At 48.0% G+C, this 16,518-nt stretch carries 16 protein-coding genes and 1 riboswitch; of the genes, 5 read left to right on the top strand and 11 right to left on the bottom strand.

Annotated features, from left to right (window positions below):
- Positions 1-59: 59 nt before the first annotated feature.
- From B4V02_RS01095 to B4V02_RS01070, 6 genes are all read right to left on the bottom strand, one after another.
- A complete protein-coding gene (locus B4V02_RS01095; protein WP_094153462.1) occupies positions 60-1,244 on the bottom strand; it encodes an MFS transporter in 1,185 nt (394 codons plus the stop codon).
- Positions 1,245-1,312: 68 nt separating this feature from the next.
- Positions 1,313-1,412: riboswitch (purine riboswitch) on the bottom strand.
- A 56-nt stretch (positions 1,413-1,468) separates the two neighbouring features.
- Positions 1,469-2,428, bottom strand: coding sequence for an acetylxylan esterase (locus B4V02_RS01090; RefSeq protein ID WP_094153461.1), 960 nt, complete (start codon positions 2,426-2,428; stop codon positions 1,469-1,471).
- A 12-nt stretch (positions 2,429-2,440) separates the two neighbouring features.
- Positions 2,441-3,490 carry a glycoside hydrolase family 130 protein gene (locus tag B4V02_RS01085; RefSeq protein WP_094153460.1) on the bottom strand — a complete coding sequence of 350 codons (1,050 nt, stop codon included), beginning with the start codon at positions 3,488-3,490 and terminating at the stop codon, positions 2,441-2,443.
- 60 nt (positions 3,491-3,550) lie between these two features.
- The gene (locus B4V02_RS01080; protein WP_094153459.1) at positions 3,551-4,384 is read right to left on the bottom strand and encodes a carbohydrate ABC transporter permease; all 834 of its coding nucleotides are present in this window, start codon (positions 4,382-4,384) and stop codon (positions 3,551-3,553) included.
- Positions 4,385-4,386: 2 nt separating this feature from the next.
- Entirely contained in the window at positions 4,387-5,268 is an 882-nt protein-coding gene (locus tag B4V02_RS01075) for a carbohydrate ABC transporter permease (protein WP_094153458.1), read from the bottom strand.
- 67 nt (positions 5,269-5,335) lie between these two features.
- Positions 5,336-6,658 carry an ABC transporter substrate-binding protein gene (locus tag B4V02_RS01070; RefSeq protein WP_094153457.1) on the bottom strand — a complete coding sequence of 441 codons (1,323 nt, stop codon included), beginning with the start codon at positions 6,656-6,658 and terminating at the stop codon, positions 5,336-5,338.
- A 277-nt stretch (positions 6,659-6,935) separates the two neighbouring features.
- Here B4V02_RS01070 and B4V02_RS01065 point away from each other — a divergent pair, with 277 nt between their 5' ends.
- The 3 genes from B4V02_RS01065 to B4V02_RS01055 all read left to right on the top strand — a co-directional run bounded on the left by B4V02_RS01065 (position 6,936) and on the right by B4V02_RS01055 (position 10,487).
- Positions 6,936-8,111, top strand: a complete 1,176-nt coding sequence (locus tag B4V02_RS01065; RefSeq protein ID WP_094153456.1) for an AGE family epimerase/isomerase — start codon at positions 6,936-6,938, stop codon at positions 8,109-8,111.
- Entirely contained in the window at positions 8,108-9,307 is a 1,200-nt protein-coding gene (locus B4V02_RS01060; protein WP_094153455.1) for a glycoside hydrolase family 130 protein, read from the top strand. Before B4V02_RS01065 ends, B4V02_RS01060 begins: the two co-directional genes overlap by 4 nt.
- Positions 9,308-9,473: 166 nt before the next feature.
- Positions 9,474-10,487 carry a substrate-binding domain-containing protein gene (locus tag B4V02_RS01055; protein WP_094156918.1) on the top strand — a complete coding sequence of 338 codons (1,014 nt, stop codon included), beginning with the start codon at positions 9,474-9,476 and terminating at the stop codon, positions 10,485-10,487.
- 117 nt (positions 10,488-10,604) lie between these two features.
- Here the strand turns inward: B4V02_RS01055 and B4V02_RS01050 are convergent, their stop codons facing one another.
- A complete protein-coding gene (locus tag B4V02_RS01050) occupies positions 10,605-10,817 on the bottom strand; it encodes a cold-shock protein (RefSeq protein WP_007432947.1) in 213 nt (70 codons plus the stop codon).
- 117 nt (positions 10,818-10,934) lie between these two features.
- The gene (locus B4V02_RS01045) at positions 10,935-11,450 is read right to left on the bottom strand and encodes a DUF2179 domain-containing protein (protein ID WP_007432948.1); all 516 of its coding nucleotides are present in this window, start codon (positions 11,448-11,450) and stop codon (positions 10,935-10,937) included.
- A 188-nt stretch (positions 11,451-11,638) separates the two neighbouring features.
- Here B4V02_RS01045 and B4V02_RS01040 point away from each other — a divergent pair, with 188 nt between their 5' ends.
- A complete protein-coding gene (locus B4V02_RS01040; protein WP_094153454.1) occupies positions 11,639-12,340 on the top strand; it encodes a CTP synthase C-terminal region-related (seleno)protein in 702 nt (233 codons plus the stop codon).
- Positions 12,341-12,665: 325 nt separating this feature from the next.
- Entirely contained in the window at positions 12,666-13,709 is a 1,044-nt protein-coding gene (locus B4V02_RS01035) for a stalk domain-containing protein (protein ID WP_094153453.1), read from the top strand.
- A 114-nt stretch (positions 13,710-13,823) separates the two neighbouring features.
- Here the strand turns inward: B4V02_RS01035 and B4V02_RS01030 are convergent, their stop codons facing one another.
- From B4V02_RS01030 to B4V02_RS01020, 3 genes are all read right to left on the bottom strand, one after another.
- Complete coding sequence (locus B4V02_RS01030; protein WP_094153452.1) at positions 13,824-14,627, bottom strand: copper amine oxidase N-terminal domain-containing protein; 804 nt, start codon at positions 14,625-14,627, stop codon at positions 13,824-13,826.
- 194 nt (positions 14,628-14,821) lie between these two features.
- Positions 14,822-16,003 carry an NAD(P)/FAD-dependent oxidoreductase gene (locus B4V02_RS01025; RefSeq protein ID WP_094153451.1) on the bottom strand — a complete coding sequence of 394 codons (1,182 nt, stop codon included), beginning with the start codon at positions 16,001-16,003 and terminating at the stop codon, positions 14,822-14,824.
- Between the two features lie 27 nt (positions 16,004-16,030).
- Complete coding sequence (locus tag B4V02_RS01020; protein ID WP_007432952.1) at positions 16,031-16,462, bottom strand: DUF1641 domain-containing protein; 432 nt, start codon at positions 16,460-16,462, stop codon at positions 16,031-16,033.
- Between the last annotated feature and the right edge of the window lie 56 nt (positions 16,463-16,518).

Here is a 16,518-nt window from a genome sequence, read left to right as displayed (position 1 = left end):
AGTTGTGTGTAGTATAACATGGTTTATCGCATTATGAAAGAGGGGGATGGCCTATCGAACTATAAAACGGATTGGTGTTCGTGCCCTCTGACAGTATGCGATATTCCGGTTCTGGTAATTGAAAATACGCCGCATACAAAGGCAACCATCACAAACGCCCCGCCTACCCAGGCATTCGTAGCAACAGATTCGCTATGCTCAATCACTACCCCGCCCAAGGCCGAGCCAAGAGCGATCCCGACCTGAAGGGCAGAGAAATTAAAGCTTTGCTGAATGCTACCCGATTCGGGCGCATGTTCAATAAGATAGCTCTGCATCGGCGGCGACAAGGCCCAGCTCAGTATCCCCCAGATGATCAGGAGCGGTGCAAACACATAAATCGAATGAATGGAGAACGGCAGCAGGAACATTACAGCGATAAACACACCAACAACGATAAGAATACTTTTCGCTGTGCCGAACCGGTCAGCCAACGAGCCGCCAATAAAGCCGCCGCTCACTGCCGCCAGTCCAAAAACGAAATAGGCCACACTAACCCACGAGGCGTTTAAGCCCATAAGATTCTCCAAAAACGGAGTAAAATACGCATACAACGTGTAGTGTCCCGCCAGTGTCAGCGTCGTCACCAGATGGGCACTGATCACTTTGGCATTTTTCAAGGATTTTAATTGCTCGCGCATAGGCACAACATGCTCCGTCGGAATTCGCTCCATAAACAAGTTCATAACGACCATAGAGACTACCGTCAACAAGGCAATGATGAGGAACAGCACGCGCCAGCCCAATGCATTGCCAATCAGCACCCCGGCTGGAATGCCAAGCACGATGGACGAGCTGACCCCCATGGAGATGACACCGAGGACTCGGGCCTGATAAGCCTTGGACACGACTTTGACCGCAATGGTCAGTGATAACGTCACAATCAGCGATCCGCTTGCAGCGGTAACGATACGGGATACAAACAATACTGCATAATTCGGGCTCCAGAAGGCCAGCAGGCTTCCCAGAATAAAGATAAACATCGACCACAAATACAGCCGTTTTCGTTCAATTCTGGCGGTCAGCGCCAATAAAGTCGGCCCAGCGATTGCGTAGACGAGGGCATAGATCATAATAAGCTGACCTGCCGTGCTTACAGAGACATTCAAATCCTGTGCAATCTGAGGCAGCACGCCACCGATAATTAACTCCACCAGACCCACCGTAAAGGTCGCAAGCGTCAAAATAACTACTTTAAAGTTCATTACATTAGCTCCTTTGCTGTCATGTAAATCCCTCGTATGACGTAAAAAAATCCTGACCACAAGAAATGTACAGGACGTACACTTTTTGTAATCAGGATTTATCGGTTCCTGGTAGAGACCCTCAAACCATATTATTGAGGTTATACAAATGGGGCATTCATTTATTACGCGTTCACGAAGGTTATAGCTAACACTATAAAGGAGCCTGTGATTAAGTTCAACCCCTATAGCTGCAAAAATTCGCTCATGGCACGATCCGACAGATAGGGCAGGTACTCATGACCGTATTCGTGATACAGAAGCATTTCCTTATCGGATACGATTTTATTGTACACCGCAAATTGCGTAGAGGGTGGACAAACGATGTCTGACAGTCCCGTCACAAATAACACACGACCGCGAATACGATCTGCCAAATGTTGAATATCAATGTAGCCTAATCGGTGGAATAGCTCCTCCTCACGCACATGATTTGGATCAAACCAACGAAAATAATATACCAATTCCTCATATGCAGATGTCGTTGCATCCAGCGCCCACGCTCTTTTATAGTCCGACAGGAACGGATATACCGGGACCGCTACACGGACACGAGGCTCCAGCGCAGCACAGGCAACCGTTAATGCCCCTCCCTGGGAGCAGCCAAATGCGCCGATCCGTTCGGGGTCGACCTGCTCCATAGACATTAAGATACGCACCGTCTGTACGGTATCCAAGAATACGTTGCGGTAATACAACCGATCCGGGTCCGGGTCGTCAATTCCCCGAATCACATGCCCGCGAATCGTTGTTCCCTGAACCTGCAAATTGTCCTCCGACGGCCCGCCTTGTCCCCGGCAATCCATAGCCAGCACGATAAAACCGTGCGCGGCATAGCTCACCTTGTCGAACCAGTCGCCGCTGTCACAGGAGTACCCGTGAAACATAGCCAAAGCCGGGCCTTTCCCTGTAATCTTTTTGGGACGGGCAAGCTTGCCATGAACCTTCGCTCCGCCCACCCCTGTAAAATACAGGTGGTAGCACTCCACCAGTGGAGAACTGAAATCGGCCGGCTCCAGCGTGTAATCCAGCGGCTGCTGCTCCAGCTCCTGTAGTGCCCGCTCCCAGTATGCATCAAAATCCGAGGGCTTCGGGCTACTGCCCGTATACGATTGCAATTGCTGTAAAGACATATCCTCCGGCATTCAAATCTCCTCCTACATCCGGCCCAATTCATGGTCGTCGGCGACCACTTCATCTGTTGCGATGACATATTTCAGCATGTCAGACACTGTCGTATACGCGACACCTACATACGTATCGGCTGCCCCATAGTAAATCGCAATCCGTCCGGTGTCGGCATCATGCAGTGTAGCACACGGGAACACGACATTCGGCACAAAACCCCGTTCCTCATACCATTCCTCCGGGGTCAGCACGAAATTGGAGGAACGATATTTAACCTTGGATGGATCATCCAGGTCAAGAACGGTTACTCCCATACTGTAAACCAGCCCATTGCACGTGCCTGTCACCCCGTGGTAGAACATGAGCCAGCCCACGGTCGTCTCAATCGGAGCCGGTCCGCCGCCAATCTTCACTGATTGCCACCAGCCCTGCCCGCCCTTGCTCATCACATGACGGTGCTTGCCCCAATACACCAGATCCGGGCTTTCGCTGAGAAAAATATCGCCAAACGGCGTATGACCGCTGTCGCTCGGACGAGATAGCAACACATAGTTCCCGTTTAGCTTGCGGGGGAACAGCACACCGTTGCGATTAAACGGCAGGAACGGATTTTCCAATCGTACAAAGCTTTTAAAATCCTTCGTTTGCGCGATCCCCAACGCCGCGCCGTAAAAATCTGTACACCAGATGATATAATACGTATCCTCCACCCGCACCAGTCGCGGATCGTAAGCATAGTTGGGCTGGTAATCGTCCCCTTCCTCATCGACCAAATGCAAGCGTTCCGTTTCAATGTCCCAAGCCAATCCGTCGTCACTCCAGCCCAGATGCAAATGCGGGCGTCCATTAATCGTTTCGGCACGAAACACCCCCACAAACCGCCCCTCATACGGGGCTACTGCACTGTTGAAAATACGGGCAATGCCCGGCACCGGATTCCGGCCAATGACCGGATTCTCCGAATGCCGCCATACCGGAGCCTCACTGCCTTCAGGCTTATCTTGCCACGGCATTTCCGGCAGGCTGTCTCCTACAATTCGTACGTTATCTGTATCCAAATCCACACTCAATTTACTCATTCGTACCCTCTCCTCTCACCGAGACACTTGATTTTATTGATTTTCACTTAAACCATTGTTCTATTTCACTGAGCCCTGCGCGAATCCGTTATAGATATATTTTTGTAATGACAAAAATGCAATCAGCGTCGGAATAATAGCAATGATAATACCCGCGCTGATCACTTCCCATTGCGAGCCATACGGACCTTTAAACTTAAACAGCGCCGTCGATATGACCGGCAGGCTTGTTTTGGGCATATACAGGAACGGGGTGTAAAAGTCGTTGTAAATATTAACGCCCTTGATAATAATCACGGTCACAATGGCAGGCTTCAGCAGGGGCAAAATGATGCGCCAGTAGATCGTCAGATAGGACGCGCCATCCAGCATGGCCGATTCATCCAGCGCCACCGCGATCGAATCCAGAAATTGCAGAAAAATATACACCGCAATAATATCGGTTCCCAAATACAGTAAAATAGCTGCCCAAGGCGTGTTAAACAGCTCCAGCTTGTTGATAATCTGGAATGTCGACACCTGTGTCGTTACTCCCGGAATGAGGGTTGCGAGCAGAAACGCCCCGAGCATGAGACTTTTGCCTTTAAATTTAAAGCGATTCAGAATATACGCAATCATGGAGCCCGTCAGCGTGGCCCCGATGATCGAAACCAGCAAAATAAAGGCTGTATTCACAAATCCGGTTAGCATGTTGCCATTGACAAAGGCTTTGGTATAGTTCGCCCAATTCAGCCAGTTCACCGGGGGAGTCAGCGGACTGGTGGCCGCATATTCAGCCTTCGTCTTCAAGGAAGCGAACAAAATCACGACAATCGGCAGCAATGCGACGAACGCACCCAGCAAAAGCGCGGCATACTTGATGCTGCTGGCCAGCGTTCTTTTCAGCATATACATGATTAGTCCTCCCCCCGAATCAGCATACGTTGAAGCAGTGTAACCACGATCACAATCAGCAGCAAAATAACCGCCATCGCCGAGGCCAGACCGACCTTACTGTATTTGAACGCCACATCAATCGTTTGGATCACGAACGTTTTACTGCCATTGGAGCCGCTAGTCATAATATACGGAATATCGAATGCGCTGATTGCACCGCTAATTGCCAGGATCAGATTCAGCTGCAAAATCCGCTTGATGCTCGGCAAAATAATGTACCTGAACTGATGCCAGCGGTTGGCCCCGTCGATATCGGACGCTTCATACAGATCGCTTGATATGGAGGAAATCGCACCGAGAAACACAATAAAATTAAAGCCCATGTATCTCCAGATCGACGTGCCAGCCAGCGAAATGTTGATAATCTCCGGGTTGCCCAGCCACAGCTTGACATACGAACCCAGCCCCAGGGCCTGAAGCAGTGTATCCAGTGTGCCGTCCGGCTTGAAGAAAAACAGAAAAATAAAACCAATGGCCACCCCGTTCATTAGAGAAGGGAAAAATAAAATGCCTTTAAACACATTTTTAAACCAGGTTTGAAAGCTGAGAATGGTTGCAAAATAAAGAGCCAGACCCATCTGTACAAACGTGGCGACAAAATAATACAGACTGACCTTAAACACCGAGAAATACTCGGGATCGGTAAAGATTTGGATATAGTTTTCAAAGCCCACATATTCCAGACGCTTGCTATAGCCATTCCAGTCCGAAAAGCTGTATTTGAACATGTTGATCACCGGCAAGTACGCAAAAGTGATCAGCAGCGCCAGCGGAATAAATGAAAAGGCTGCAATAATCGCCAATCTTTGTTTGGAGTAGCTGAGATTCGAAAATTTGAACATGCTGCACCTCCTGGCTATCCGTCCGTCGACTGCTACGTCGATCCTTTCTAATCATCAGTTCAGATGACTATTTGGCTTCCTTCGCAGCCACTTCAGCTCGCGCCTTCACCCATGCGTCATTCAGATCCTTCATAATGGTGTCATACGATTCCGGGCGGTTGCCGACCGCTGCCTCAATAATGCGTTTCTTGAAATCCGGCTGCCACAAGCCGATTTCTCCCTTTTTGTCGATTTTATCAACAATCCCTTCCTGTCCTTTTGGTGAAGGAGTGAGCGTTTCAAAAACGGCCCCCTGTTCCCCGTATTGCTTCAAAATCTCAGGCAATTTCGCACCCTGTAGCGGACTAATACTGCCCGCCTGCTCTACGGCATAGTTGGACTTCTCGGTAAACCAGTCCACCCAGGCACGGGCTGCTGCCTTATTTTCACTGTTTACGTTAATACCGAGGTTGTAATCACCTGCCAGCGGAACAAGCACCTTGGAGGCATTGGTGGGAAAAGGCATAAACCCGATATCATCCTTGTTGGTCGCTGTGCTTTTGATCTGGTCAATGGCCCAGGAGCCGAGTACCATCGTACCGATTTTGCCTTGCGCCAAATCCGCCTTGGAGGTTTCCCAATCCGTGGTGGTCGGGTCTTTTTCGATCAGACCATTTTTAGCCGCATCGTACATGATCTTATACAGCTCATAGTGAGGCTGACCCTTCGTGAAATTGTCGTCTGTATTCGGCTGCGTAACATTCACATATTCCTTCGTACCCGCCACCGTAGCCAAATCAGCTTCCCACTGGGTCAGTGCCCATCCAGAGGCATAGTTCGTAAACAACGGCACCGCCTTGGTTTTATCCTTAATCTGCTGTAACGCTTTTAAAAATTGATCCGGGGTTTTGGGAAGCTGCGTGATCCCCGCATCCTTGAACACTTTTTTGTTATAAATCACGCCGGAGTACGTCATTGCTACCGGAATACCATAGACATTGCCCTCCACCATACGTTCTTCAATGCCGGTATACTTGCTTTTCATCTCCTCATAAGTGCCCAGCGGCTCGAAAAAGTCGGGTAGCTCTGCAATGGGAATACTGGTAGGAATAAGCAAGACATCTCCGTAATCCCTGGTCCCCATCCGGATTTTAATTTGACTCTCATAATCGGCTAACGCCTGAAAATTGATCTTCACGTTCGGATAAAGCTTGTTAAATTCCTTGGCGTAGTCCTGAAACACCGTATCCACAATGTCTGTTCGTTGCGTAATGACCGTGATTTCACCTTCCACATCCTTCGGATCAGAGCTGGCTGCCGGCGCATCTGAGCCTTTGGGGGCACAGCCTGCAAACAACCCCGCTAACAACAGCACTGATAGTAACGGCACCAAAACTTTGGACAATTTCATAAAACGACCCCTCCTGTTGTTATAAATAAGGTTATCGTTAAACTAACAAAATCATTCTATTATGATAACGCTTACTATGTCAATTTTATTATTTTTAAAATGCTTATCGATGGACAACCAGGGATTAAGTAATGCTATAACTTTCTCGCTGCGTATCGCTTAGCCTTTGGATAGCTGTTACTAATCAAGTGAGTTGACAGCTTTTAAATACATGATTATGATCTTTCCATAAAGTTAACGATAACCTAACAAAATTCAAAAAGGAGGATTGTGCCTCTTGGATACGTTTCTACATGAGATCAGACAGGAATGGAAGGATCATATACTCCCGTTCTGGCTAGGGTTGAAGGATGAAGCGCACGGTGGATTTTATGGTGAGGTGGATGTCGATCTGCACGTCCATAAGAAGGCCGACAAGGGCGGGATAGCCACTGCACGGTTGCTCTGGTCCTTCTCGGCAGCAGCCCGTGTGACTGGGGAAAACATCTATAAGGACGCCGCACGACACGCTTTCCTGTTCCTGCAAGAGCACCTGATAGATCCGGTATATGGAGGCATGTACTGGATGGTAGATCACACGGGCCGTCCAGCAGACACGTGCAAGCACGTCTATGCGCAGGCATTCGCCATTTATGCCTTATCCGAATATGCGCAGGCAACGGGCGACACGGATGCCCTGCCACTGGCTATGGAGCTGTTTCACCTGCTGGAGCAAAAAGGATATGATCGCACCCGCCAGGCATATGGTGAACAATTTGACCGGATGTGGAACACACAGCCTAATGAGCTGCTCAGCGAAAACGGGGTTACCGCGCACATCACGATGAATACGCACATTCATGTTCTGGAAGCGTATACCGGGCTGCTTCGCATACAGCCGGATGAGGAAGTAAGGAATGCACTGGCGAATGTACTGGACATTTTATACAGCCGTGTTTACGATGCTTCCGCCCGGCGGTTGGAGGTATTTTTCGACAGTGACTGGCGCTCTCTGCTCGACCTGACCTCGTACGGTCACGATATTGAAGCCAGTTGGCTGATCGAGGACGCTATGAACGTACTGGGTCACCATCCCCCGAAATATGTGGACATGGTGGTGGATATCGCCCATGCGGTAGCCGAACGTGCTATTCAGCCAGATGGTTCATTGATCAACGAACGGGAAGGCGATCGGGTAGACACCTCGCGTATATGGTGGGTACAGGCAGAAGGAATCGTCGGCTTTTACAATGCGTATCAACGCACACAAGACGAACGTTTCTTACAGATTGTACGGGATTTGTGGGCCTACACTCGGCAGTATATTGTAGATTCACGCCCCGGAGGTGAGTGGTTTTGGTCCGTTCAAGCGGATGGCAAGCCTGATCCGAGAGAGATTGCAGGACCTTGGAAATGCCCATATCACAACAGCCGATTTTGCATTGAAATGCTGGAAAGGATGGGAACGAAATGATTCATAACCAATACAATAAGCTGCTGGCACAGCAAGAGGAACTGATTACACGCCCGAATGAGATCAACACCACCTTTTACAATGGCATCTACGAGCGCTACCGCTATCCTGTACTCACACGTCATCACGTCCCGCTACATTGGCGATTTGATTTGAACGAACAGACCAACCCGTTTTTCATGGAGCGTCTGGGCGTGAATGCAGCGCTAAACCCGGGCGCGATCTATCATGAGGGCAAATACATCCTGGTTTCCCGCACCGAGGGGCTAGATCGGAAATCATTTTTCGCCCTGGCTGAGAGCGATAATGGCATCGACCAGTTCCGATTCATCGATGCCCCATTGATATGGGACGATATCGATCCGGACGAGACAAACATGTACGATATGCGGCTGGTGAAGCATGAGGACGGCTGGATCTACGGCATTTATTGCTCGGAAAAAAAGGACCCTGACGCACCACCCCACGATACCTCCAGCGCTGTCGCTCAGGCCGGACTCGTCCGCACCCGCGATCTTCGCACCTGGACCCGTCTACCGAACATTGCCACTCGTTCCCCGCAACAGCGCAACGTCGTCCTGCACCCCGAATTCGTGAACGGCCAATACGCCTTTTACACGCGTCCGCAGGACGGATTCATTTCCACCGGCTCGGGCGGTGGCATCGCCTTCGGTCTGTGCGAGGATATTACACAGCCCGTGATCGAGAATGAAACGGTGATTGACGAGCGTTGCTATCATACAGTGTACGAAGCCAAGAACGGGCAAGGACCCGCTCCGATCAAGACCAGCCGCGGCTGGATTCATATCGCTCACGGCGTGCGCAATACGGCCGCAGGATTGCGATATGTGCTGTACACCTTTGCCACCAGCCTGGAGGACCCTTCGCGGATCATCGCCAAGCCCGGCGGGCATTTTATAGCCCCCTATGACGAAGAGCGCGTCGGGGATGTCTCGAACGTTATTTTTTGCAACGGAGCAGTGGTTAACGAGCAAAATGAAGTCTTTATTTACTACGCCTCCAGTGACACCCGTATCCACGTAGCAACAACAACCCTCGCTCGCCTGGAGGACTACACGTTCAACACACCGTCTGACCCACTGCGTTCACTCGGCAGCGCCGCTGTCCGCCGTGAGCTGATTCAGCGCAATGAAGCACTGCTGCAAGCACAACCTCATTCTTCGCAGCGGACATAGGCCGCAAGCTTTATCCTGTCTGCGGAACCATGTATACTATCCAGAGAACAACCGTTATCCGCAGGCTAATCGTTGTTCTCTAGGCAGCTATGCTGCTATTCTTTATATCTACAGGACAGCTATGCTGCTGATGTTGATCTTTTTTAATTGGAAGGCGGAACAGGAAATGAAGAGCAACGTAACGATGCGGGATATTGCAGATAAGCTGGGGGTTAGCAGTGTCACCGTGTCGAAGGCGCTCAATGACAAAGAAGGAGTTAGCGATGAGCTAAAAGAGCGCATCAAGACGCTTGCGGGCGAAATGGGCTACCGTTTCAATACCGCTGCCAAGTCCATGAAGGAAGGACTCACCTATAACATTGGCGTTGTCATTCCCGAGCGTTTTACCGGCCCCGGCCAATCGTTTTATCTGCACATCTATCAGCAAATTGCACGGGAACTCGAACATTACGGCTACTACGGCATCCTCCACATCCTCCATCGCGAGGACGAGGAGCAGCTTCATCTGCCACGTATCTATTACGATCGCAAGGTGGATGGCTTCATTCTTCTGGGACAAGTAAGCAAGCCATATATCGAGCTGGTGCAATCCATGGACCTGCCCAAAATGTTTCTTGATTTTTATGATGAGCATGCCGATATCGATTCTGTAGTAACCGATAATTTTTACGGAGCCTACGAACTGACCAACTATTTGATTGCCCAGGGACACCGGGATATTGCATATGTGGGTAATCTTTATTCCACCAGTAGCATTCAGGATCGTTTCCTCGGCTACTATAAATCCTTGCTGGAGCACAGGCTGCCCCTGCGTAACGAGTGGGTGCTCAGCGACCGGGACGACGAAGGGGTGTACGTTGATATGGAGCTGCCCCAGCCGCTGCCGACCGCCTTCGTATGCAACTGTGACCAGGTGGCGTACAACCTGGTGCAAAAGCTGATTGCTCAGGGATACCGTGTGCCTGAAGATTGTTCTGTGGTTGGCTTCGACAACGATGTATATGCCACTCTTATTGTTCCACAGCTGACCACCGTTGGAGTGGACATTGAACAGATGGCACGTACTGCCATTGAATCGATGATGAAAAAAATAAGCCACCCCGGCAGTCGTTTTGGCCGAGTCCTTGTACAGGGTCACATTGTGTATCGTGATTCCGTGCAGCGTATGGAGAGGCTGTGATTCACGCAAGCCTGTCTTGGACAATCGGGTCCTATTCTCCTCATGGCTCCAACACCAAAAGCCGCTCAGCATGTGCTGGAGCGGCTTTTGATGTTCATAGATGTTGCAAATCCTGATTCAAGAGCGTTGGGCGACAAAGGTATTGCCCGCCTGATTGAGAATCGGCAGCATCCGCATTTCCTGCCCCATCGAGGCCTGGCAAAGTGGACACACCGGTTCGCTCAAAAAGGTAAAATCCGTTCGCATCCAGCCGTTACAGCCCTCGTTTGTACACGACCAAATGGCTGTATTTTCCTCTGGGATGATCTCCGGGGCCTGGCGTCTGTACATCTACATTCCCCCTCGGTTTTTATAGGGTAATCCCCTGTCAGCATTCTGTTCATTTTCGCCTGTGCGGGTATTAATATGCTCCAACCTCCGAAAAATATGCGTATTTTACCAAAATATTTATTTGCGGATTGCCTTGGTCCAGAAACCGCCATGAAATTGCTTCGGTTCTACCGTTATGACAAAGGCCTTGGGGTCCAGGTCCAAAATCGATTGGTACAGCTTATTCTGATTGTTCCGTTTAGCCAAAATTTCCATCACCAGACGTTCTCCGTCCCGCCCACTGCCCAGCCAGGCTGTAACGCCGTATCCTTTATCCCGCAGCGCGTTGGCGATTCCTCCATTGATCTCATTGCTGATAACCTTGACAGTGACGTAGCCGAGCGCTATTTTTTCCTCAATCCATGCCCCAATAAGAATACCCAACGCATAACCAATGGCGTATACTGCCAGACTCGCCACCTGATCCAGATACTTGAGCACCACATTCAAGCCAAGCACATAGACCGTAACCTCCACGGTGCTAATGAGCGCAGCGATATACCGCTGACCTTTCAGCGTCAAAATCATGCGTAGTGTATACGCCGACACATAAATCATTTGGATAACGAGAATAAATAGCAAAATTTTGAGCATACGCTCACTCCCCACTTCACGTTCTGATTTGGTCTGTACTCATCATTATGCCCCTGTATGTCATATACAGCCTCAGGTTTCGTATGACCCGCGCTTAGTGTCCAAAAAAACGGAATTAGGCTCTTGACTTAATACAAATATTGGATTACTATTCTCTTTTTTAATTAGTGAGGAGAGGGTGTTTAGATATGTATTGTATCGGTTTAATCGGGGATTACGATGTGAATGTTGTAGCACATGTGGCTATACCCCTAGCAATTCAGTTGGCGGCAGATGAACTGGGGATTCAATTCATTTTCGAATGGATTCCAACGCCTTCGTTGGATCAGGATTTCGAACAAAAATTATCTAAATATCATGCGATTTGGGTCGTCCCTGCCAGTCCTTACCGAAGCATGCAAGGCGCCCTCAACGGCATACGGTTTGCTCGTGAGCAGCAGATTCCCTTTTTAGGTACATGCGGTGGATTCCAACATATGATCATTGAGTTTGCAAGGAATGTAGTAGGACTTGCGGAAGCAGAGCATGCCGAGGAAAATCCCGATGCCTCGTTCATTTTAGTTGCTCCACTCTCTTGTTCGGTAAGCGAAAGAACGCATACGTTTAGGCTGGCCCCCGGTTCAAAAACGATAGATTTTTATGATTCTCCTGAAATTGTTGAACAGTATGGAATTTGTAATTATGGTTTGAATTCAGAGTATCGCTCCAGGTTAGAAAATGCGGGTTTAAACATTGTCGGAGTAGACCTTGATGGCGAAGTTCGTATTATGGAACTGGATCGACATCCTTTTTTTATTGGAACCTTATTTCAACCTGAGCGTTCGGCACTGAAAAGTATTACTCATCCATTAATAAAAGCATTTCTTCGCAAAGCAGCCTCCTCGAAATAAAAAAGTTCGTTACGCTAACGGAAAACTTTAGTTCAATGAAAACAGCGACAGTCTAGGACTTTATTTTCTTCTGACACTTAGGTAATGACACACTGTTTTATTAACAAGTCTCGTTGTCTTGTGCAGTGGGTTTGTTTTATTTTGGTTCGTTGCTTTTTAAAAAAAACATTTGTGTAAACAGGGCAACTTTTACGGTTACTGTTGCGTCTAAACAATATAAGCACAACCAACAGTTACTCTTCCAAATGTGTTGGATTTTGTAGGTATTAATGTTACTCTAGTCTATGAACCACGCTAATTCTTAAATAAAGGGGTAGACCAACGAATGAAATCATTGAAATCCATGAAGAAACCTGTCATCATCACTGCCGTGTCGGCCTTGGCCATCTCCGGGGCGCTGTTCAGCCAATCTACATATGCTGCACAAGTAACTAAGCCGATCCAAGCAGTTTTTAACAATATTAAAATTATCTACAACGGAACCGAGGTTCCTTCTGATGCCAAAACAGAACCATTCTTGCTGGATGGCGTGACGTATATCCCGCTGAAGCTGGCAGGTACAGCTCTGGATAAAAAAGTACAATGGGATGGCACCAACAAACGCGTAGTCATTACTGACAACGGTGTTCCTATTGATCAATCTACGGTTACAGCACTGAACAACCAGATTACAACACTGACTCAAGAGCTGAACACAGCAAAAGCAGCGAACACCACTAAAGACGCTACCATCGCTCAATTGCAAAAAGACAATCAGGCGCTAAAAGATGAAGCAAGCAAAAACAGTTCTGACACCTTGAAAGATCTTCAAAAGCAACTGAACAAGGATTACAGTGATTCCTACAACACGAACTCGGATATCACGCTGGACGGCAATAAAAGCGATATTACTGTGACCATCGAAATGACAAAAACCAGATGGGAAGACCTATCCAGTAGCAGACAGGAAAGCTATCTGGAGGACATCGTTGATGACATTTTGAAAGAATACAAAGATGCCGATGTAGAAGGCACAGTGAAAAACTCCAGTAACAGGGATAAACTGGCGACCTTTACATCCAACAGCAAAGGCGATGTTACGATTAAGAAAATAGCTTCATCCTTCGATGCAAACACGATCCAACGTGATTTATTCAACAGATACAGCAGCTACGCCGGAGTTGGCTTTGATTTCAGCGTAAGAGGCGACAGCAGTAGAGCTGACGTGGATGTGTATGTAGGTTTGGATGACTGGAATAAACTCTCAAGTTTGCAAAGAAGCAACCTGACAGATGGCGTTATTGATTTTCTTAAAGACAGAGAGTCCATTGATAGAGTCAATGGAACTATACGCAACAAGGACAACCGCAACCTAATTACTAACTTCTAAGGTTAAATTAAAAAACTAAGCGACAAAGGCTTCAGAGCCTTTGTCGCTTTTTGTTATTGATATACTTCTTCTCCCTCTTCTTTTCATAACTGCAATTTTTGAAAGTCTGAACAATTACTCAATCAATCTACCTACGGAAGTAATGTATTTTATATAATCATTATCCGCATTGGTCGCGTCTATATTTCTTGTATACACCAAATGACCGGGGCTGGTTATTTTGACTTTGTAAAACATACTGGGTCTAGAATAAGGATATACGCTATAGGTTCCTTTGCTATAAACAATCATAGGATTAAAGTCGATTTGCTTGAAGTCGGGTGATAAGCTGCTCTCGTACATAGCATAAATATCCAATATGCCTTTTTTTCGATCCCAATCAAAGGAAGTAAGATCAAACGCGTTCGCATCCATGACCTGAGCCAGGTCTTGTCCCTTAAAATTCATAAGAACTGGGCTTTCGGTAAAACTATCATGCTTTAGTGACAATAATTCACGCTTGGGATTCCACTCCATCTTCGCATCTGTATCTTTCAACAGAATGGATACCGGTAAAAACATCGCATTACTTTTCATGATGGGGACTGTATCCATTATCACTGGCTCGCCGTTAACCGATATTTCGGGTGATCCGATTGTGACCGTTACATTACGGCCCAACAGATCGACAGAAGCGGTTTTGCTCGCTGCATTGTAAGTTACTTTACCACCCAATATATCCTTGGCCGCTTGAAGTGGTATAAGCAGTCTGTTCTTATTGTCCACAAAGGGTGATGCGGGATAGGTATATAAGACGTAATGTTCATTGACCTTGAGGTGTATCGGCGTTTGGCCTTGAGCTTGAGCTGATGCCCAATTCAAGTTAGCATCAGCAAAACTTAATAAAACTATAAGGCAAATTAATAACCTGATTTTCATAATGCCCCCTCCTCGTTATTGTTCGTTACCAGTGTATCGTCACAAAAATATCATATCAACCATAATTTACAACATATATCCAAAAATACACATGACATTTTACATATACTGGTTTATAATGGATTTAACTGCAAAACAAAAAGAGAGCACAGAATTGCACTCTCTTTGAATAAAGCATATAAAAGCAAGAAATATTAATAAGCCAATGCAAAAAGTCCTTTAATGTGGGACAGGTAACGGATGTTACTGCCTTCTTTCATCAGCGTAGCTACAGCGCCTTTCAGTTGGGTGCCATTCGCGCCTACCGTACCGATCGCGTCTGTTCTGCCCAAGCTGCCCAGCGTACCGGAGAATACAGGTGTGAATTGTTCCATTTTTGCTCCGTTAAAGTAAGCAAACAGGTTGTAACCCACCGTCTCGCCCATTTGCCAAGCCAACTGTGCAGTTGGAGGGTATGGACGCTCGCCTTCACTCGGGAACACCACTGCGCTGTCACCAGCCAGGAAGATGTCTTCGTGGGAAGTCGATTGCAAGGCACCATTCACGGTTGCACGACCACGGTTCACTTCGATACCGGATGCGCCAACCAGTACGTTACCTTGTACGCCGCCTGTCCAGACCAATGTGCTCGTTTTGATCGAACGTCCGTCTTTGAGCAGAACCTCGTCGGCTTTCATTTCCGTAATTGGAACACCAGCTACGATTTGAACGCCACGTTTTTCAAGGCTTGTGACTGCACGATCAACCAGTGCTTGCGGGAAGCCTGCCAAAATAGATGGTCCAGCTTCTACACAGTAGAGGCTAATGTCTTCGTAGTTAATGCCTTTTTCACGGCAAATCACAGGCAGCTTGTCAGCATATTCGCCTACCAGCTCGACGCCTGTCAGGCCACCACCGCCGACAACGATTGTAGCATCTGCTTTGTTGCCGGATTGCTTGTAAGCATCCAGACGAGCTTCGACATGTGCACGAATGCGATTGGCTTCCGCCACTGATTTCAGTGTGAAGCTGTGCTCTTGCAGTCCTGGAATACCAAAGTAAGCCGTTTCACTGCCCAGGGAAATAACGAGAGCGTCATAGCTCAACGTAGCGCCACTGGCCAAGGTTACTTTTTTATCGTCCGGTTTGATTTCCGAAACGGTATCCACTTTCAGAATAATATCTTTGTTACGCAGCAGCTTCTCCAAAGGAAGTGCAACTGCTTTTTCGGCAATTGTACCTGCCGCCAAACGGTGCAGCTCCGTAATAATTTGGTGCGACGCAAAGCGGTTTACCACTGTAATGGTTGCTTGGCTAGCGTCCAGATGCTGGCGTGCTGTGAGAGCGGCCAGCAATCCGCCGTATCCGCCGCCCAAGATCAAAATTTGCTTCGACATGTCCATCCTCCGTTCTTGATCAGATAATTATTTGCTTTCGCGTTGGCGCTCATTCAGAATGTCCAGGAAAGCCTGGCTGAAACGCAGTGTTTTTTGCACATTTGGATCTTTAAGCATTTTGAGCAATCCAAACAGACCTACACTGCCGTCCGTAGTTTGCACGCGGTCGTTAGCTTCAATGGCAGCAGAAGCCAAACCTTTAGCCGACTCTGTAACAGGCTTCACAAACTCTCCCATGGAGTTTTTCATATCTCCGAGAAAGACAGGGTCAGTTGCCAAACTACGAGCTACATCATAAGCGTCGGTCATCAGAGTAACCATCTCAGTCAACTTGGGCAGATTCTCTACCAGCACGGTCAGCGATTGCTGAACCTCCGGTTTCATCAATTGGTCCAATACATCCCGAGACTCTTTGGCAGCTTCTTGTGTTACAGCCACCTCTTGTTGGTTTTCAGACATGCGTGAACGTCCTCCTTTACTGTGAAAATAGAAGTCCATCCCTTTCTCATAACCTG

The sequence above is a fragment of the Paenibacillus kribbensis genome (assembly GCF_002240415.1).
In the GTDB taxonomy this organism is placed as follows: domain Bacteria; phylum Bacillota; class Bacilli; order Paenibacillales; family Paenibacillaceae; genus Paenibacillus; species Paenibacillus kribbensis.
This window is presented reverse-complemented; position numbering and strand designations above follow the sequence as displayed.